Consider the following 18629-nt stretch of genomic DNA (forward strand, 5'->3'; position numbering starts at 1 on the left):
TGGGGGACAGACCCGCATGATTTCCGAAGACCGCATCCACCGCATTCTCGACCGTTTCGGCTATGTCGAGGCCCGCATGTCGCAGGGCGGCGGCGACATCGCCGCGCTTGGCCGCGAATATGCTGAACTGCGCCCCGTGGTGGAGCAGATCCGCGACTGGCAGGCCCTGCGCGCCGACATGGACGAGGCGCAGGAGATGCTGGCCGACCCCGAGATGCGGGCGCTGGCCGAAGAGGAACTGCCGCGCCTCAAGGCCCGTCTGCCCGAGGCCGAGAAGGCGCTGCAACTGGCGCTCCTGCCCAAGGACGCCGCCGACGCGCGCCCCGCGATGATCGAGATCCGCCCCGGCACCGGCGGGGACGAGGCGGCGCTCTTCGCGGGCGATCTGCTGCGGATGTACCAGCGCTATGCCGAGGGGCGGGGCTGGCGGTTCGAGATCGTCGAGATGGCCGAGACGGAACTCGGCGGCATCAAGGAGGTCGTCGCAGCGGTCCGGGGCGAGGGCGTGTTTGCCCGGCTCAAGTTCGAATCCGGCGTCCACCGCGTCCAGCGGGTCCCCGAGACGGAATCGGGCGGGCGGATTCACACTTCGGCAGCCACCGTGGCGGTTCTGCCCGAGGCCGAGGAGGTGGACGTCCAGATCGACCCGAACGACCTGCGGATCGACACCATGCGGTCGTCCGGCGCGGGCGGCCAGCACGTGAACACCACCGATTCCGCCGTGCGCATCACCCATATCCCGACCGGTATCGTGGTGACCTCGTCGGAAAAGTCCCAGCACCAGAACCGCGCCATCGCGATGCAGGTGCTGCGGAACAAGCTGTTCGACATGGCCCGCCAGTCCGCCGCCGACGCCCGCGCGGCCGACCGCAGGGCGCAGGTCGGATCGGGCGACCGCAGCGAGCGGATCCGCACCTACAACTTTCCGCAGGGCCGGATGACCGATCACCGGATCAACCTGACGCTCTACAAGCTCGATGCCGTGATGCAGGGCGATCTGGACGACATCATCGACGCCCTGATCGCGGACCATCAGGCCGCGCTCTTGGCCGAGGACGAGGCGTGACCACCGGTCACGCGGTGATGACCGAGGCCGGTCGCCGCCTGACCGCCGCGGGGATCGAGAACGGGCAGGGCGACGCGCTGGCGCTCATGGCCCATGCCTATGGCGGCTCGACCCCGCGCTATGCGCTCATGGGGGCCCTGCGCGATCCGCTGCCCGACGCTGTCGCGGCGCGGTTCGAGGCTGCCGTCGCGGCACGTCTGAAACGCCAGCCGGTCAGCCAGATCACCGGGTATCGTCAATTCTGGAAGCACCGCTTCGCCGTCACCCGCGACACGCTGGACCCGCGCCCGGATACCGAAACGCTCGTCGCCGCCGCGCTCGAGGTGCCGTTCGACACGGTCCTTGACCTCGGCACCGGCACGGGCTGCATATTGCTGAGCGTTCTCGGCGACCGGCCCGGCGCGACCGGGACCGGCACCGACCTCTCTGACGCCGCGCTGGCGGTTGCGCAGCGCAATGCCGGGGCGCTTGGCCTGACGGAACGCGCGACCCTGATCCGGTCCGACTGGTTCGCGCAGGTCAGGGGCCGTTTCGACCTGATCCTGTCGAACCCGCCCTACATCACCGAGGCCGAGATGGCCGACCTCGCCCCTGAGGTGCGGGACTGGGAGCCGCATCTCGCGCTCACACCCGGCGGGGACGGGCTGGAGGCCTATCGCACTATTGCGGAGGGAGCGTCGGCACATCTGACCGGGGGTGGACATCTGATGGTCGAGATCGGCCTGACACAGGGCGCGGCCGTCGCCGAGGTCTTCGCGGCAGCCGGTCTGACGGACATCCGCATCCTTCCAGATCTGGACGGAAGGGACCGCGTGGTTGCGGCAAAAGCGCCGTAGACCCATCACAACAGGGCGAAAATGCGCGTAAAGCTGTGGATTTTTCCCATTTCCCCCTTGTCAGGACCCCTCCGAGATGTTTACTCGGATACCAAGTCAGCGCGGAGGATGACCTTTCGCCATCCCGCTTGACTCCAAGCCGAACAGAACCGCCGACCCGAGACAAGGACGCGCAAGAGGCGCATCGCGGGGCGCACGGAACGGATAAACGCAGGCTGGACTACAGGACATATGAGATCTTCGAAATCACGTTCGCGGAACAAGTCGAACCGCAACAACCGGTCCGTCGGGAACATCGTCAACCGCGTTTTCGACAGCTCGGGGCCCGAGGGCAAGGTCCGCGGCACCCCGCAGCAGATCATCGAGAAATACAATCAGCTGGCGCGTGACGCACAGCTTGGCAACGACCGCGTGGCGGCTGAGAACTTTCAGCAGCACGCCGAACACTACCTGCGGATGCTGGGCGAGGCCCAGAAGGAGCAGGACCAGCGGCGCGAGCAGCAGGAACAGGAAAACCGCCAGCGTCAGGCCGATCGCGATCGCGAACGCGCGCAGCGGCAGGAACGGGAATCGGGCGGTCAGTCCGACGACCAGCCCCAGCATTCCGAGGCCGAGGCGGCACGCGACGACAGCGGGCGGCAGGAGCAGCCCCGTCAGGACGCACCCCGTCAGGACGCCCCGCAGAAGGCCGATGCGCTGGACGTGGTCGAAACCTCCGAGCCCTCGGGCGACGAGGAAAGCGGCCTTGTCGAAACGCCCGAGAACAAGCCCCAGGCCAAGCCCAAGCGGACCTACAACCGCAAGCCGCGCAAGCCCAAGGGTGACGGGAATTCGACCCCGGACGAAGGCGCACCCGCCGCGGCGGAGTGATCGTCAGGCGGGCTTGGTCAGCATCAGCCAGACGATGGCCAGCACCGCCGCGAAGGCCGGAAAGCCGAAGGCGAACCACAGACGGTAAAGACGATGATAGGCGGGCGGCAATGCCCGCCTTTCGTCCCTCGCGGCCCGCGCCATGTCGCGCAGCCGGATCTGGAAGCCTACGACCGGCAGCCAGAACGCGCCCACCACGACATAGAGCAGCAGCGACCACGCGACCCAGCCCTCGGTCAGCGGCCATCCCGCGCTCAGCGCCAGCAGCGCGCCGGTGACGGGCTGGGCGATTGCGGCGGTGGCGGTAAAGACGAAATCCGCGATCACCACGATCTCCGCCACATGCGCGATCAGCGACGGATCGCGGCTGCGCTGCGCCATCACCATGAAGAACGCGATTCCCGCCCCGGTGCCGAGCAGCACGGTCGCGCCGATGACGTGCAGGAACAGCAGGATGTCGTGGGTCATCGCGTCTCAAGCCCCAGCCAGACCACGATGGCCAGCGCCATGCCGGGGATCACCTTGACCATCGCACCCAGCGGATCGGCCCAGAGGTCCGGCGCCAGAAGCGCGGCCCCGGCCATGTAGGCGAGCGACACGGCCACCATCCCCGCCGCCGCCAGCCGCGTGGCCCTGCGCCACAGGATCGCCGCGCCGAGGGCGATGTCGGTGACGGCGCCGCCGAGGACCAGCACCATGGCGAGAGCTCCATTCGTGCCCCGCGATGTCAGAACCTCTGCCGCAGCGCCGGGATCGGCCAGGGCCACAAGCCCCGAGACCAGCCAGAACAGCGCCAGCACGCCGATGGCCAGCGGCAGGGCGAGGAACATCCGCGCGTAGGTCACGTCCTGCCGCGTGGCGGGCATGGCGGCCAGCGTCGCCTCCAGCCCCCGGCAGGGGTGCGCGCCCGCTGCGTTCCATACCGCAGGGTCGCCCCGGATACCCTCCGCCAGCGCCTTCAGCGCCGTGGTGCGCAACGGGGACCGCCAGCCGAGATGGCCGAGCGCGTCCGCCATGGCGCCGCCAATGCGCAGCAACGGATAGGGGACGGAGGGTGTCCATGGCGCGGGGGGCAGGCCCAGCCACCGGCGGATCCGTGTGGAGAGGTCGGGAAAGGTCCAGACCTCCGGCCCGGTGAGATCCGCGACCAGTCCCGAGGTCACGTCGCCCCGGACCGCCGCAACCACCGCTGCAGCCAGATCGTCGATGAACACCGTCTGCACCGGCGCGTCCGGCAGGATGCGCGGCATCACTCCCGGCATAGCGCAGGCGGCGCGCAGCAAAGCCGTGCCGCCATAGGCTTCGGGGGCCAGCACCAGAGTCGGGCGCAGGATCACGTGGTCGGCCATCCCCGCCACCACCGCATCGCCGCGCGCCTTGGAGCGGAAGAACTCCGTTCCGGCTATCTCCGATACGCCTGCCGCCGAGATCTGCACGAACCGCAGCGCACGCCCCTCCGCCGCCCCGGCAATCCGCGACAGGGCGGTGACGTGAATCGCCTCCAGATCGTCACGCGCCCCGTCCTGCAGCGCGCCCGAGGCGTTCACCACCGCGTCCACGCCGTCGAGGAGGACGCGCCAGTCGTCGACGCTGACCTGACCTATGTCCCGGATGTGCCAGTGTATGTCCGGCGCCACGGCTTCGGCCGACCGCGCGGACCGGCCCATGCCGGTGACCTCGAACCCCTGGGCCTTCAGCGCCCGCAGACAGGCGGAACCGATCAGGCCGTAGCCGCCCAGAACCAGAACACGCCGGACCCCGGTCATCCCGCCTTGACAGCGCGGGCCAGCGCGCAGAACTGTTCCAGCGACACCGTCTCGGCCCGGTCGGTCGGCTCGATGCCGGACGCGATCAGACGGTCTTCCAGATCGGGGACCAGCCCCTTGAGCGCCGCGCGCAGCATCTTGCGCCGCTGGTTGAAGGCCATCGCCACCACCCGTTCCAGCACCTTGGGATCGGCCTCGAACCGCGGCGCGGGCAGGGCGGTCAGGTGCACGACGGCGGAGGAGACCTTGGGCGCGGGGGTGAAGGCCTCGGGTGGCAGGCTCAGCACGATGCGCGGATCGGCGCGCCACTGGGCCAGCAGGGCGAGACGGCCGTACGCCTTCGATCCCGGCGCGGCGGTGATGCGCTCGGCCACCTCCTTCTGGAACATCAGCGTCAGGCTTTCCCAGAACGGCGGCCATTCGGCGGGGGTCAGCCAGCGCACCAGCAGTTCGGTCCCGACATTGTAGGGCAGGTTCGCCGCGACCCGGATCGGCGGGGTCAGATGCGCCAGCGGGTCGACTTCCAGCGCGTCCCCGTTGATGACCTCAAGCCGCCCCGGATAGACCGCCGCGATCTCGGCCAGCGCGGGCATGCAGCGGGCGTCCTTCTCGATCGCCAGCACGCGCCGCGCGCCTTCGGCCAGCAGGCCACGGGTCAGGCCGCCGGGGCCGGGCCCGATTTCCAGCACGTCGCAGGCCGACATATCCCCCGCGAGGCGGGCGATCTTGGCGGTCAGGTTCAGGTCCAGCAGGAAGTTCTGGCCGAGCGCCTTCTTCGCGCTCAGCCCGTGGGTCGCGATGACATCGCGCAGGGGCGGCAGGCCGTCGATGGTCGCCACGGACGGCCCCGCCCGGTCAGTAGATGACGATCCGCGTCTCGGCGCGGAGCTGTTCCAGCAGGGTGGCGCCATAGCTTTCCAGCTTGGCGTTCTGCAGCTGCGCGCGCAGTTCCTCGCGGTCCACGCCCTCGGCGGCCTCGGTGTTGCGCTTGCACAGCATCAGGAACACCAGCGTCTGCCCGTTGGAGCGGGTCAGCGCGGTCGAGACCTCGTTGGTGTCCAGCTTGGCCAGTTCGTAGGCGACATCTGTCGGGATCTCGCCCAGGGCCTTTTCGCCCCGGTCCAGAACGCTCGGCGGCTGGCCCTTGGCGACGCCGTAGAGATCGTCACAGGTGTCCACGGTGTTGCGCAGCTTGGCGGCCTCGGCCAGCGTGGCCTCGCTGCGGCCCCCGGCAAGGTAATAGGCGGCATAGTCGATTCCGGTCACCTTGCGCGGCTTGAACTCGCCTTCCTCGATGGCGCGCAGCTGGAACAGCGCGATGGCGCCGGGGATGGTCAGCGGGCTGGAAACCTCGCCGACCTTCAGCCCGAGGATGACCTGCCGCAGCGCGGGCGGCATGTCGGGCACGTTCATCCAGTTGACGCGGCCACCGGACCGGCCCGAAGGCGCGGCGGAATACTCACGCGCGGCGGCGGCGAAGCCTTCCAAGGTGGTGATCCGGGCGATCTGGCTGGCGATGGCCTGTGCCTGACCCTCCTGTCCCGGCGGGGTCGGGATGAAGATCTCGGAAATCAGCACGCGCACGTTGTCGCCCGAGCCCGAGGTGGTCAGCACCTGGTCGATGTCGCGGTCGGTGATGTCCACCAGACGGCCATAGCGGCCACGGACGACCTTGCGCCACAGCAGGCCGGCGCGGACGAAATCGTCGAAAGTCTGTTCGGCCACGCCCGCGCCGGCCAGCGCCTGCACGAACTGTTCCGAGGTCAGGTTGGCACGCGCCGCGAATTCCGTCTTGCCGGTCGCCAGCTCGCCCTCTTCCAGCTCGGCCCCGACCTGCCGGGCCGCTTCCAGCCGCAGGCGGTCGTCGATCAGCTGCTGCTGCGCGATTTCCTCGGGATCGCCGGGGGCGTTCAGGACTTCCAGCAGGCGCACGCGCTGCTGGAACTCGAACTGGGTCACGACCTCGTCCCCGACCTTGATGGCGGGGGCGAACAGGCCCTGCGCGGAAACGTTGCCCGCAGCCAGGGTCAGGACTAGCGCCAGGACTGCGCCGATGAATCGGGAGACATGAAATCGTGTCGTGGTCATCTGTGCTCGATACGTCATTTGCAGGTCCGGGTGAAGCGCTGGCCGCCGGCCTTGGCTGAAAAGCCGCGCAGCCCGATGGAAAAGCTGAACTCGGTCGATGGCTGGACGATAGTGGAAGAGGTGAAGCGGCGCGAGGCCGAAAACTCCATCTCGACGCACTCGTTGATATAGGCGATCCCGAAGCCTGCCTCGGCGGTGGCATCGGCCAGCAGGTCATAGCGCCAGCTCGCGCTAAGCAGGACGTTCTCGGTCACGCGGAAGGTGCTGTCGATCGACCATTCCGACAGCGTGTCGGGCCGGTTTTCCTGCGGATCGTCGTCCAGCCACAGGTAACTCGCCCCGATCGCGACCTTGGGCGTGATCCAGCTGGCCCGCGCTTCGGCCTTGGTCAGGTCGCGGCGGTCGCGGAAAATTGCACGGGCGGTGAACGCCAGATTCTCGGGCGAGGTGATCTGACCGGCTACCAGCAGGTCCGAACTCCGCCCCGACAGGCCCGAGGACAGGTGGAAATCGCCGTCGTTGTCCTCGCGCACGATCTGGCCCAGCGTCACGCGGTTCTGCCAGCCCGTGGCGGTGAAGCGCGACCAGTTCAGCCCGATCGCCGCCCGCCGCCCGCGTTCGCGCCGGTCGGTCGAGGGAAAGCGGGACATGGCCAGCAGGTTGCCCTCGTCGAACTCGACGCGGGTGCTTTCCTCGTTGGCGACCGTCAGGTCCTGCCCGCCGGTCCATGCGAACTGGGCCACCGGTTCGATGATGTTGACCGACCCGTCGCCGCCGCGCCGCGACCACGGCCAGCGCAGGGTGATGCCGGTGCGCGGCGCGATGCCGGTGTCCGAGGCGGGCAGGGTGCTGTCCTGCCCGGTGCGGATCGCATCCACCGAGACGCCGAACTCCATCCCGAGCCGCAGCCCGAGCGGCAGCGTTTCCGTCCGGTGATAGGCCGCGTCGACGCTCAGCCGTCCCACGTCGCGCCCGTCCACGATCGTATCCGGATCCGGCCCGTCGGTGTCGCGGTCGGACCAGCGCAGATGGCTGTGCGCCTCGGCCCCCAGCCGGAACTCGCCCCCGAAGCGGGCGGGGAAGAACCGCCGTTCATAGGTGACGTTGCCGATGAAGGCCGGGATCGTGTTGTTGTCCTCGTTCACCCGCAGGGTGCGGAAGCTGGTGATCGCGCCCCGGATGAACTCGTCGCGGCGGACCCGGATGACCGAGACCTCGCTGTCCAGCCGGTCCTTGTCGGAATAGTCGTATTCGGTCGGATAGGCCGCGTCGGTCGTGGCCTCGATGTCGAACTCGAGCCGGAAGTCGCGGGGCAGGCGGAAGCTGCCGCCGCCCGAGATGAAGCCACGGATGTCGCCGGGCCGGATGTCGTCGTCGCTGATCGCGCCGTTGAACTCGATCCGACCGGTGCGGAACGCCTGACGATAGCGCGCCTCAAGCGTCCGGGTCCGGTCCGAGACATAGGGCGTCAGCGTCAGGTCGCGGCTTTGCCCGAGTGTGATGAAGTAGGGGACCTTGACCCCGGTCCCGGTTTCCGAGTTGCGGCGGAGCGAGGGGATCAGGAACCCGGTCGCGCGATCCTGCGTCGGGTCGGGAAAGCGCATCCGGGGCAGCCAGAAGATCGGAATCCCGACCACCTCGAACCGGGCGTCTTCGAAATAGAGCTGCCGCTCGGTCTGGTCGTGGACCACCCGCCGCGCCCGGATCTGCCAGAGCGGCGGAGTGCCGTCATCGCAGACGTGGCAGGATGTCACCGTCGCCTTGTAGAGCTGGGTATAGCGCCCCTCGATCCGGTTCAGCTGGTACGAGGCGAGCTGCACCTGCTGGTCCAGCATCATCCGCGCCCCGCGCACCAGACCGTTGCGCAGGTCGGCGTCCAGAGCGGCGCTGTCGGCGATGATGACGGCGCGGCCGGTCTCCTCGGTCAGGACGATCGGGCCCTCGATATAGAGCTTGTCGCCAGTCCGGTCATAGACGATCCGCCGGGCCTGCAGGCGGGTGCCATCGCGCAGCGCCTCGACATTGCCCGTCGCGACGACCCGGTTGCGCCCGTCCAGTTCCACCCGGTCGGCCACCAGCACCGCGCTGCCGCTCTGCGCCATGGCCGGACGGGGGCCGGCCGCGGCAAGCGCGGCGGCAATCCCGAGGGCGGCGAGGAGGGTGGTCAGGCGGCGGATCATCTCATGCATCCTCCTGATGCAGGATGAGGCCGAGCGCAAGCATCACCGCCGCAACTGGCGGAGTCCATGCGGCGACGATCAGCGGAACCTGCCCGTTTTCCCCGAGGATCTGGGCGAAGTTGCGGATGTAGTGCAGCGCGAATCCCACAAGCACCGAGGCCAGCACCGCGATGCCCGTCCGCCCGCTGCGGATGTGGCGCATGGTGAAGGCGGCGGCGATCATCACCAGCGCGGTCAGGAACACCGGCCGCGCCAGTTCCGTCTGGAACCGCAGCAGGTGCCGCCGCGCGGTAAAACCCGCCTCTTCCAACGTGTCCGCATAGGCGGGCAGGTCCCAGACCGACACGGTGAGCGGGCGGGAAAAGCCCTCGCGGATGCGGTCGACCGTCAGGGTGGAGGGCAGGGTCATCTCGGCCCGCACCACGACCTGCGCCTCGGGGTTGACCACGCCGTCGAAATTCCACTGCGTGACGTTGCGCAGCCGCCAGACCCCGCCGCCGAGGCGTGCGACCTCGGCCTCGATCCGCCCGGTCAGCCCGCCCTCGGGCGCATAGGTGTAGAAGGTCGCGCCGTGCAGCCGCGCGCCGTCCTCGTCGGCGCGGTCCGCGCGGATAACGGTCTGCCCCTCGGGGCCGCCCTGCCTGAGCCACAGCCCGTCCTGGCTGATCGACAGGGCGTCGGTGGTGCCGAAACGGTAGAAGTCGCGCAGCGCGGAATATTGCCGGGCGGTGGTCGCGACGATCGGATTGATGACTGCCAGCGCCAGTATCCCGATGACCAGCATGGCCGCCATCGGCGCCAGCAGGCTGGTCAGCCCCGACCGCCCGGCCGCCCGGACCACGACCATCTCGGACGAGCGGGCCAGCCCGAGATAGGTGGCCACGGTGGCCAGAATGGCGATCAGCGGCAGGATCTCGTAGATCGTCTCGGGCGCATGCAGCAGCGCCATCCTTACCGAATCCGCGAACCCGGCACTGGTGTCCGACAGGATGCGGATCTGTTCGATCAGCTCGATCAGTGCCGTCAGCAGGCACAGGAGCAGGGCCAGGACGCCGAAGGCGCGCAGGAACCGGCGGGCGAAATAGGCATGCAGCGTCATGCTGTCCGGGCCCCGCCGCCAGCCGGCGCGCGCCGTCGGCCCGTCCAGCCCAGAAACGCCGCCGTGATGGCCAGCCCCAGCACCAGCGGCGCATAGATCGCGGGCCACATGGCCGGGTCCCGCAGTGTCGCGGCGGCGGTGATGTTCTCGGTCATCTTGACCAGCGCCAGCACCACGACGGCCAGCCCCATCTGCCGCCACGGCGCGAAGCGGCTGAAGCCGGCGTTCAGCATCACCGCGAACCCGGCCAGCGCCGTCACCAGGCAGGCGAGGCTGTCGCGCACCCGCCCGTGGCCCTCGGCCAGCACGAAACCCGTCGTTTCGCCGGTCAGCACCGCGATCGCCGCCGGATCGCGCAGAAGCGTCGCCGTCGGCAGCGCCAGCACCGGGGTCTCGTCGCCGATGCCCATGTCGATCAGCCGGGTCAGATCATACGAAAAGTCCTGAAACCGGGTGGTCAGCAACCGCCCGCTCTCCGCGTCCAGCGACTGCGCCATTCCGCCCAGCATCACCAGCCGCGGCTGCGCCCCGGAGTCCGCCTCCGGCTCGGCCGTATTCACAAGGTAGGCCCGCGCGGCGGTGTAGGTCTCGGCATGATCGTCCGCACGCCGGTCCGACAGAAACACGTCGTGCAGCGTTCCACTGTCGTCGATCCGCCGGATGTAGAACGTGACCCCCTGCACCGGGTGCAGGAACGTGCCCTCGCTCAGCAGCCGCGCCGCGACGTCCCGCGCAAGGCTGCGCTTCATGTCCGTCATCTCGCCCCGCGCCGAGGGCAGGACGACATGCACCAGCAGCGCCGCCCCCAGCGACACGGCCAGCCCGAACAGCACCACCGGCCGCGCCAGACGCCAGCCCGAGAAGCCCGCCGACTGCAGCACCAGCAGCTCGCTTTCCCCGTTCAGCCAGTTGGTCACGTAGACCACCGCGGCAAAGACCGCGATCGGCAGGACGATGCCGATCACCTCGGGCAGCGACAGTGCGGAATAGCGCAGCACCAGCCCCGCGCTCTGGCCGTCGCCGATCAGCCGGTCGAACACCTGAACGGCGGTGTTGATCCAGTAGATGCCGACCAGCACGAGGGCGAAAAATCCAAACAGGCGCGCCAATTGCGACAGCATGTATCTGTCGAACCGTGTCACCGCCCCTTGTCCCCTTCTCCGCGGGGGCACGTGCCTGTGCCGCCGCCTCACGGGGCGAAGCCTAGCCCAATCCCCGGCACGGGAAAACTGCTATCTGGCCAAACCGGGGGGGCGGCGCTAGCCTGCCCGGCGACACCCGATCACCCGACAGGAGCCCCCCTTGACCGACCCCGTTTCCGTAAGCTTCGCCGCCACCGACCTCGACGCCATCGCCACCGCCAAGGGGACCGTCGTCGTTCTCGCCGACGAGGAGGGCAGGACCGGTCCGGTCGGCCGCCGGGTGAACAAGCTGACGCGCGGCGCGCTGAACCGGCTGACGGAGAGCGAGGGCTTTGCCAAGGTCAAGACCGGCCAGACCCGGACCATCGCGATGCCCGTGGGGATGGAAGCCGAGACGCTGGTCGTCCTGCGCCTGCCCAAGAAGGCCACGCAGGACGAGGCCCGCCGCGCAGGCGGCGCCCTGGCCGCCACGCTCGGCACCGGCGGCCTGACGCTCTGCGCCGACAAGGCGCGGCGCGCCGGTGACATCGCCTTCGGCCTGATGCTGCGCGCCTATGCCTTCGACGCCCGCAAGACCGAAAAGGCCGATGCCAAGGGCGCCGTCACCGTCATGGTCGCCGATCCCGACGCCGCCGAGGCCGCATTCGCCGCGCCCCGCGCGCTGGCGGAGTCGGTGTTCTTCACCCGCGATCTGGTGAACGAACCCGCCAACGTCCTGACCACCACCGAATTCGCCGACCGGCTGCTGGCGATGAAGGACCTCGGGCTCAAGGTCGAGGTGCTGGAAGAGGCGGACATGGAAAAGCTTGGCATGAACGCGCTGCTGGCCGTCGGCATGGCCTCGGTTATGCCCTCCAAGGTCGTGGTCATGCAGTGGAACGGCGGCGGCGACGAGGCGCCGCTGGCGCTGATCGGCAAGGGCGTCGTCTTCGACACCGGCGGCATCTCCCTCAAGCCCGCGGGCGGGATGGAAGAGATGACGATGGACATGGGCGGCGCGGGCGTCGTCGCGGGCACCATGCGCGCACTGGCGCTGCGCAAGGCCAAGGCCAACGTGGTCGGCCTCGTCGGGCTGGTCGAGAACACGGTGGCGGGCAACGCCCAGCGTCCGGGCGACGTGGTCACGACGATGAAGGGCGACACGGTCGAGGTCATCAACACCGACGCCGAGGGCCGCATGGTTCTGTGCGACGTCATGTGGTACGCGCAGGACCGCTTCAAGCCCGCGGGCATGATCGACCTCGCCACCCTGACCGGGGCGATGATTATCGCGCTCGGACACGAACATGCGGGCATCTTCTCCAACGACGACGCCTTCTGCGGCGCGCTGCTCAAGGCGGCGGGGACCGAGGGCGAGGGGGCCTGGCGGATGCCGCTCGGCGACAAGTATGCCGAACAGCTGAAAAGCCGTATCGCCGACTGCAAGAACGTCGGCGGCCGTCCGGCGGGCTCGATCACCGCGGCGGAGTTCCTCAAACGGTTCGTCAAGGATGACACGCCGTGGTGTCACATCGACATCGCGGGCGTCGCGCTGAAGTCCGGGGACAGCCCGCTGTCGCCCAAGGGGGCGACCGGCTGGGGTGTTCTGACGCTCGACCGGCTGGTCGCGGACGGATACGAAAAGGGCTGATCCTTGGGCGAGGCCTATTTCTACCACCTGACCCGCCAGCCGCTCGAGGCCGCGTTGCCCAAGCTGCTCGAGGCCGCGATGTCGCGCGGCTGGCGCGTCGCCGTGCGTGGCCGCAATCCGCGTTTCATCGACTGGCTGGACCAGAAGCTGTGGCAGGGCCCGGACGAGGGCTTCCTGCCGCATGGCCAGTCGGGCGGCCCCCACGATGCGCTGCAACCGGTCCTGCTGACCACGGCCCCGAAGGCCGCGAACAACGCCACCTGCGTCATGAGCGTCGAGGGCGCCGAGATCGCCCCGGACGAGGTCCGCGCGCTGGACCGCAGCTGCATCATCTTCGACGGGGCCGACCCGGCCGCGCTCGACCGCGCGCGCCAGCAGTGGCGCGACCTGACCGGCGCGGGCTGCGGCGCGCAATACTGGTCGGACGAAAGCGGCTCATGGGCCAAGAAGGCCGAAAAACCCGCCACCTGACCGCGTGCGCCGCCCGATGGTGTCTCTCGCAGGCCCCCTGCTTCTTCTGGTCAAAAATACCTCGGGGGAGGCGCGGCCCAACGGGCCGTGACGGGGGCAGAGCCCCCATCGGCGCTCACCCCCGGACCGACGTCCCGGTCACTGAACCGCCGGCACCGCCTTCAGATAGGCCGCGATCGCCGCCCGGTCCTCGTCGCTCAGCCGCGCGGTGTTCTGAACCACTTCGGCCATCTCGCCGCCGACCACGTCGAATTCGGGCGTGAAGCCGGACTTGAGGTATTCCGCGATGTCGCCCTCGGACCAGTCCAGCCCGCCCGGCGTGATGTTGGGGATCCGTCCTTCGCCCGACGGGCTCGCCGCGCCGCCGAGCCAGCTGCCCGTCTCCAGCCCGCCGAGCGCGTTGCGCGGGGTGTGGCATTCGGCGCAGTGGCCGAGCGCCTCGACCAGATACCGGCCACGCTGCAGTTCCGGCGACAGCTCGCCCTCAAGCACCCAGTCGTCCTTGAAGAACAGGAATTTCCACCCCCCCATGAGCCGCCGGATACTGAACGGCAGGCCGACGTCATGCGGCTGGCTCGGCGTGTCCGAGCCGGGCAGGGTGGTCAGGAAGGCGTGCAGGTCCGCGATGTCCTGCGGTTCTGCCTTCACGTAGGAGGTATAGGGGAAGGCTGGGTAATAATGCTGACCCTCTGGCCCCACGCCCGCCTGCATCGCATTGGCGAGGTCGGTGAGGCTCCACCCGCCGATGCCGTGATCCGGATCGGACGAGATGTTGGGCGCGTAGAAGGTGCCGAAGTCGGTCTTGAACGGCAGACCGCCCGCCAGTACCAGCCGGGCCTCCTCCGCCGCGCCGGGGACCGCGTGACACGCCGCGCAGCCGCCGGCATAGAACACGGCCTCGCCGTGTTCCGGATCGCCGGTCAGGCCATCGAACCGCGCCGCGTCGACGCCCTGCGGCCGCGTGATGAACCAGAACGCCGCGCCGCCGAGCAGCGCGAGGATGAAGACGAGCCTGAGAAACCGATACATCCGACCTCAGCCCTCCACGGCGCGACGTCTGGTCATCATTCAGCTTTCCGGCGCGCGGTAAGCTTTGTGGCAGGCGCCACAGGCACCGCCGACACCGGCCATCGCACCCTGAAGCGCGGCCTGATCGTTGCCCGCCACTTCGGCCATCGTCGCGGTGGCTTCGGTCAGGGCCATCGCCTTGGCGCCGACGTCTTCCATGTTTTCCCAGATCGCGGGCAGGGCGCGGGTGCCCTCGACCGACCCGTTGTCCGACCCCTGCGGCCACAGCGACATCTGGTTCATCGAAGCCAACGCATGAAGGTTCTCGGCTGCCGCCTTGGCCGCGTCCGCGTTGTATTCCACGTCGCCCTTGGCCATCGCACCAAGCTGGCCGAGGTTGTAGGCGTAGAGATCCATCACCGCCTTGCGGGCCTTCACCGCGCCGGCGATTGCCGGGTCCGCGTGGCTTGCACCGATAGCCGCCCCGCCGACACCAAGCGCGGCCATAGCGGCCAACGCCATACCAAGTTTCTTCATATCCTAGCTCCCTGTGCTTGGAATTTTCGTATCCTACTTCTAGCAAGCGGAGCGTGTCGCACCGCTGACGAATTCGTGAGCCTTTCCGACACAGCTGAACACGGAGTGTGCATGCGCGCACACAATGCCCGCTTCTCGTGCACAGCTTCAGCGCAGGCGGGACGGCGGGCGAACCTGCTCCTTGTCCCACGGAAACCCGAAGACCTGTTCGAGCCCCCAGATCGCCAGGCAGGCCAGAACGACCGATCCCACCAGGATGATCCGGTTCCGCGAGGGCGGGTGACGCGCCCATCGGGTCATTCGGATCAGCCAGATCGGGTCCATCTCAGGTGAACCGCACTTTCCCGATGTAGGGCAGGTTGCGGTTGCACTGGGCATAGTCGATCCCGTAGCCGACCACGAACTCGTCCGGGATCTCGAACCCGATCCAGTCGGCGCGGAAGTCGACCTCGCGCCGCGACGGCTTGTCCAGCAGGGCGATGGTCTTCAGCTTCTTGGGGCGCCGTGCGGACAGCAGGTGGATGACGTGGCTCAGCGTATAGCCGGTGTCGACGATGTCCTCGACCACCAGCACGTTGCGACCTTCGATCTCGCCCCGCAGGTCCTTGAGGATACGCACCTCGCGGCTCGACTCGGTCGCATTGCCGTAGGACGAGGCCTCGAGGAAATCGACCTCGACGTCGCGGTCGCCCAGTTCGCGCACGAGGTCCGCGATGAACACGAAGGACCCGCGGAGCAGGCCGACGACGACCAGCCGCTCGTCCTTGGGAAACTCCGCCTTGATGTCGCGGCACAGCGCCTCGATCCGCGCCGCGATCGCCTTGGCGCTGATCATCTGGTCGATGACATATGGACGCTCTGCCATGATACCCCCTTGATCTCGCGGGCTCACTCTACGACATGGGGACCCACTGACAAGCACGGGAGCGTCATGCCAACCCATTCGGAAACCAGAGTGCTGCCCTATACGGCGGATCAGATGTACGACCTCGTGGCCGACGTGGGATCCTATCCGCAGTTCCTGCCGTGGTGCGCCGCGGCGCGTGTGAACCGGCGGACCGAGATCGAGGGCGGCGAGGTGATGGAAGCGGACCTCGTCATCTCGTTCAAGGTGTTCCGGGAAAAGTTCGGCAGCCGCGTGACGCTGTGGCCCGAACAGAAGAAGATCGACACCGAATACATCGACGGGCCGTTCAAATACATGAAGTCGAACTGGGCTTTCCGCGATGTCGACGGCGGCTGCGAGGTCTCGTTCTTCGTGGATTTCGAATTCAAGAACGCCGTGCTTCAGGGAATCATTGGCATCGTCTTCAACGATGCGATGCGCCGGATCGTCCGCGCGTTCGAGAACCGGGCGCAGGACCTCTACGGGACGGCGTGACCGGCGGCTGACCGGTCACGCCCCTCGCGTCAGGACACGTGGTCGTAGGCGCGTTCGCCGTGCTGCATCAGGTCGAGCCCGTTGGTCTCGGTCTCGGCATCGACCCGCATCGGCATCAGGAAGCCCACCAGTTTCGCCAGAACGAAGGTCACGACGACCGTGAACACGCCCACGATGGCCAGCGACCCGAGCTGTGCTGCAAAGCTGCCCGCGCCGAAGACCGCGATCATGATGGTCCCGAAGATGCCGCCGACGCCGTGGACGGCAAAGACGTCCAGCGTGTCGTCGATCTGCAGGACGCCGCGCATCAGGTTGACCGCCTCCTGACACAGGATCCCGGCGATGGCGCCGATCACCACGGCCTCGACCGGGCCGACATAGCCCGAGGCGGGGGTGATGGAGGCGAGACCGGCGATGGTGCCGGTGACGAGACCGACGAGCGACGCCTTGCCGTGCTTCATCCGTTCCCACATCGCCCATGTGAGCGATGCGGCGGCGGCGGACAGGTGCGTGACCACGATCGCCATCGCCGCGCCGCCATCCGCCGCCAGCTGCGAGCCGCCGTTGAAGCCGAACCAGCCGACCCAGAGCATCGAGGCGCCGATCATCACGAAGCCGGGGTTGTGCGGCGGCTTGGTCTTGTCGCGCCGCGGCCCGAGCATCAGCGCGATCACGATGGCCGCCAGCCCCGCAGTTTCATGCACCACTATCCCGCCCGCGAAGTCACGCGCACCGGTTTCACCGAAGATGCCGCCATCCGCCAGCATCCCGCCGCCCCAGATCCAGTGGACCACCGGCGCGTAGCACAGCAGCATCCACAGGGTTGAGAAGGTCAGGACCCAGCCGAAGGACGCCCGTTCGACATAGGCGCCGACGATCAGCGCGGGCGTGATGATCGCGAATGTCATCTGGAAGGCAAAGAACAGGATCTCGGGCAGGGTGCCCGACAGGCTCTCCGTGTCGATCCCGAGCAGCAGGGCCTTGCCGAAGCCGCCCCAGACCGCATTGCCATCCCCGAAGGCGATGGAATAGCCGAAGGCGAACCATGCGAGGCTCATCGCGCAGGCGATGGCAAAGCAGTGCATGAAGACCGAAAGCACGTTCCGCGCGCGGACAAGGCCGCCGTAGAACAGCGCCAGTCCCGGCAATGTCATGAATAGGACCAGGGCCGTGGCCACGATGATCCATGCGGTGTCCGCTGCGTTCACTGTCCCCTCCCGCGCAACCCGAATGATTTCAGGTGCACCACAGGGGGCGATTAGAAAAGGGGCAAAATTCCCTGGACCCGATTAATCGGGGCGCAGTTTGCAAAGAGACACATGGGTGGCGGGCTCAGGGACGGAACTCGGCCGCCTCCTTGAGCAGCTCCATCGCCCGGTCGCGTGACACCGCACGCACCCGGTCCCGGCCGAGCGCACCGAAATCCTGCGTCTCGCTGCGGGTCTCCATGCCTTCGCGGGCGACGGCGAAACAGACCCGGCCCTCGGGCTTGTCGCCCGCGCCGCCGGGGCCCGCGATCCCGGTGATCCCGACCGCCACACCGGCCCTCAGCGCGCGGCGCGCGCCCTCGGCCATCTCGACCGCCGTCTCCTCGCTGACCGCGCCGTAGGCTTTCAGCGTGTTCGTATCGACCCCCAGGACATCGCGCTTGGCGGCGTTGGAATAGGCGACGATCCCGCCCAGAACCACGTCCGAAGACCCGGCGACGTCGATCAGCCGGGCGCTCACCATGCCGCCCGTGCAGCTTTCCGCGGTGGCCAGTTTCAGTCCTGCGGCGCGGCAGGCGTCCAGCACCGACTCGGGGGTGATCTCAGCACTCATGGGGGCATTCCTCACGCTTAGGTTGAACGGCTCTGGCGCTGGCACATCCGGCGGCAGGTATCGCCCCGTGATGACCTGCGCCGCGCCATAATGGGAACGTTTTTCTAAGACATTTCATATCCCTGCACTCAGATGCAACAGAGGAGAAAGTGAGGATGCTTTCATCCATAGGGCTGGGCAGCGTTCCCCTGCTGTCCCAGCTTCAACAGGCGGTCAGCGCATCGTCGTCTTCGGGTTCGCCCGGAAACGGCAATTCGACGACCGTCGACACGTCGGGCAGCACCGCCACTTCGGGCGGCGAGGCCACAGGCGGTTCGTCCCTTGTGGACGAGGCGCTGAACGACGTACCGGTCAGCCCCGTGCCGACCGCGGACAAGTCGGCCCAGGCCGCCGGGTCCGTGTCCGGCACACAGGGCGTGGCCCAGGTCGTGGGGACCCAGTCCGCAGGTGAGCGTGCCTATGCGCCGCGCAGCTCGGGCGGGTTCGATTTCGACCGGGTTGCGGCCGAGGCCGTGCAGCGGGCGGATTTCCGTTCCCTGCTGATCGACCGGATCGGGCAGGCACCCGACACCGAGGATTTGACGACCGTCAAGCCCTCCTCCGGTGGCTACGACGCGCCGAACCCGTTCGCCTCCGGACAGGCACAGGGCCAGTCGGCTCCGCCTGCCGCCAAGTCGCTCGATTACGCTTACTGATCGTCATGTGACCTTACGGCGCGCCGCCTCCCTCGGTCG

20 protein-coding genes are annotated in these 18629 nt (G+C 68.3%); 7 read left to right on the plus strand and 13 right to left on the minus strand.

Annotated features, from left to right (window positions below; translation table 11 throughout):
• Nucleotides 1-16 precede the first annotated feature (16 nt).
• The 3 genes from prfA to ATO6_RS11200 all read left to right on the plus strand — a co-directional run bounded on the left by prfA (nucleotide 17) and on the right by ATO6_RS11200 (nucleotide 2772).
• A complete protein-coding gene (gene prfA / locus ATO6_RS11190) occupies nucleotides 17-1066 on the plus strand; it encodes a peptide chain release factor 1 (RefSeq protein WP_088624082.1) in 1050 nt (349 codons plus the stop codon).
• A gap of 17 nt (nucleotides 1067-1083) precedes the next feature.
• On the plus strand, nucleotides 1084-1902 hold the full coding sequence (prmC, locus tag ATO6_RS11195; RefSeq protein WP_088624209.1) for a peptide chain release factor N(5)-glutamine methyltransferase: 819 nt from the start codon (nucleotides 1084-1086) through the stop codon (nucleotides 1900-1902).
• 231 nt (nucleotides 1903-2133) lie between these two features.
• Nucleotides 2134-2772: a DUF4167 domain-containing protein gene (locus tag ATO6_RS11200; protein ID WP_088624083.1), complete on the plus strand. Its 639-nt coding sequence runs from the start codon at nucleotides 2134-2136 to the stop codon at nucleotides 2770-2772.
• Nucleotides 2773-2775: 3 nt separating this feature from the next.
• Here ATO6_RS11200 and ATO6_RS11205 read toward each other — a convergent pair whose 3' ends face one another.
• The 7 genes from ATO6_RS11205 to ATO6_RS11235 are packed head-to-tail and all read right to left on the minus strand — an operon-like array spanning nucleotide 2776 to nucleotide 11047.
• On the minus strand, nucleotides 2776-3240 hold the full coding sequence (locus ATO6_RS11205; protein ID WP_088624084.1) for a DUF2269 domain-containing protein: 465 nt from the start codon (nucleotides 3238-3240) through the stop codon (nucleotides 2776-2778).
• Nucleotides 3237-4538, minus strand: a complete 1302-nt coding sequence (locus ATO6_RS11210; RefSeq protein ID WP_088624085.1) for an SDR family oxidoreductase — start codon at nucleotides 4536-4538, stop codon at nucleotides 3237-3239. The genes ATO6_RS11205 and ATO6_RS11210 overlap by 4 nt, the downstream gene beginning before the upstream one ends.
• Entirely contained in the window at nucleotides 4535-5377 is an 843-nt protein-coding gene (gene rsmA, locus ATO6_RS11215; protein ID WP_088624086.1) for a 16S rRNA (adenine(1518)-N(6)/adenine(1519)-N(6))-dimethyltransferase RsmA, read from the minus strand. The genes ATO6_RS11210 and rsmA overlap by 4 nt, the downstream gene beginning before the upstream one ends.
• Nucleotides 5378-5393: 16 nt before the next feature.
• A complete protein-coding gene (locus tag ATO6_RS11220; protein ID WP_254919125.1) occupies nucleotides 5394-6644 on the minus strand; it encodes a peptidylprolyl isomerase in 1251 nt (416 codons plus the stop codon).
• The gene (locus ATO6_RS11225; protein ID WP_088624088.1) at nucleotides 6641-8806 is read right to left on the minus strand and encodes an LPS-assembly protein LptD; all 2166 of its coding nucleotides are present in this window, start codon (nucleotides 8804-8806) and stop codon (nucleotides 6641-6643) included. Before ATO6_RS11225 ends, ATO6_RS11220 begins: the two co-directional genes overlap by 4 nt.
• 1 nt (nucleotide 8807) lies before the next feature.
• Entirely contained in the window at nucleotides 8808-9905 is a 1098-nt protein-coding gene (gene lptG, locus ATO6_RS11230) for an LPS export ABC transporter permease LptG (RefSeq protein WP_088624089.1), read from the minus strand.
• Nucleotides 9902-11047, minus strand: coding sequence for an LptF/LptG family permease (locus ATO6_RS11235; protein WP_141101970.1), 1146 nt, complete (start codon nucleotides 11045-11047; stop codon nucleotides 9902-9904). Before ATO6_RS11235 ends, lptG begins: the two co-directional genes overlap by 4 nt.
• 160 nt (nucleotides 11048-11207) lie before the next feature.
• On the opposite strand from ATO6_RS11235, the gene ATO6_RS11240 reads away from it, so the two are divergent.
• Together ATO6_RS11240 and ATO6_RS11245 are read left to right on the plus strand one after the other, a co-directional pair.
• Complete coding sequence (locus ATO6_RS11240) at nucleotides 11208-12677, plus strand: leucyl aminopeptidase (RefSeq protein ID WP_088624091.1); 1470 nt, start codon at nucleotides 11208-11210, stop codon at nucleotides 12675-12677.
• A gap of 3 nt (nucleotides 12678-12680) precedes the next feature.
• Nucleotides 12681-13148, plus strand: coding sequence for a DNA polymerase III subunit chi (locus tag ATO6_RS11245; protein ID WP_088624092.1), 468 nt, complete (start codon nucleotides 12681-12683; stop codon nucleotides 13146-13148).
• Between the two features lie 138 nt (nucleotides 13149-13286).
• Here ATO6_RS11245 and ATO6_RS11250 read toward each other — a convergent pair whose 3' ends face one another.
• From ATO6_RS11250 to hpt, 4 genes are all read right to left on the minus strand, one after another.
• Nucleotides 13287-14177, minus strand: coding sequence for a cytochrome c (locus ATO6_RS11250; RefSeq protein WP_088624093.1), 891 nt, complete (start codon nucleotides 14175-14177; stop codon nucleotides 13287-13289).
• A gap of 39 nt (nucleotides 14178-14216) precedes the next feature.
• Nucleotides 14217-14693, minus strand: coding sequence for a cytochrome c (locus ATO6_RS11255; RefSeq protein ID WP_088624094.1), 477 nt, complete (start codon nucleotides 14691-14693; stop codon nucleotides 14217-14219).
• Nucleotides 14694-14840: 147 nt separating this feature from the next.
• On the minus strand, nucleotides 14841-15017 hold the full coding sequence (locus tag ATO6_RS25055) for a hypothetical protein (RefSeq protein WP_176440897.1): 177 nt from the start codon (nucleotides 15015-15017) through the stop codon (nucleotides 14841-14843).
• A 1-nt stretch (nucleotide 15018) separates the two neighbouring features.
• A complete protein-coding gene (gene hpt, locus ATO6_RS11260; RefSeq protein WP_088624095.1) occupies nucleotides 15019-15558 on the minus strand; it encodes a hypoxanthine phosphoribosyltransferase in 540 nt (179 codons plus the stop codon).
• Between the two features lie 66 nt (nucleotides 15559-15624).
• On the opposite strand from hpt, the gene ATO6_RS11265 reads away from it, so the two are divergent.
• Complete coding sequence (locus ATO6_RS11265; protein ID WP_088624096.1) at nucleotides 15625-16074, plus strand: type II toxin-antitoxin system RatA family toxin; 450 nt, start codon at nucleotides 15625-15627, stop codon at nucleotides 16072-16074.
• A gap of 29 nt (nucleotides 16075-16103) precedes the next feature.
• On the opposite strand, the gene ATO6_RS11270 is transcribed toward ATO6_RS11265, so the two are convergent.
• Both ATO6_RS11270 and ATO6_RS11275 read right to left on the minus strand, forming a co-directional pair.
• Nucleotides 16104-17282 (minus strand): ammonium transporter, encoded by a 1179-nt coding sequence (locus ATO6_RS11270; RefSeq protein WP_088624097.1) that lies wholly within the window; start codon nucleotides 17280-17282, stop codon nucleotides 16104-16106.
• A 124-nt stretch (nucleotides 17283-17406) separates the two neighbouring features.
• On the minus strand, nucleotides 17407-17895 hold the full coding sequence (locus ATO6_RS11275) for a CinA family protein (protein WP_088624098.1): 489 nt from the start codon (nucleotides 17893-17895) through the stop codon (nucleotides 17407-17409).
• 155 nt (nucleotides 17896-18050) lie between these two features.
• Here ATO6_RS11275 and ATO6_RS11280 point away from each other — a divergent pair, with 155 nt between their 5' ends.
• Nucleotides 18051-18590 (plus strand): hypothetical protein, encoded by a 540-nt coding sequence (locus ATO6_RS11280; RefSeq protein ID WP_141101971.1) that lies wholly within the window; start codon nucleotides 18051-18053, stop codon nucleotides 18588-18590.
• The last annotated feature ends 39 nt before the right edge of the window (nucleotides 18591-18629 follow it).

Source organism: Oceanicola sp. 22II-s10i (assembly GCF_002210105.1).
GTDB lineage: Bacteria > Pseudomonadota > Alphaproteobacteria > Rhodobacterales > Rhodobacteraceae > Pseudooceanicola.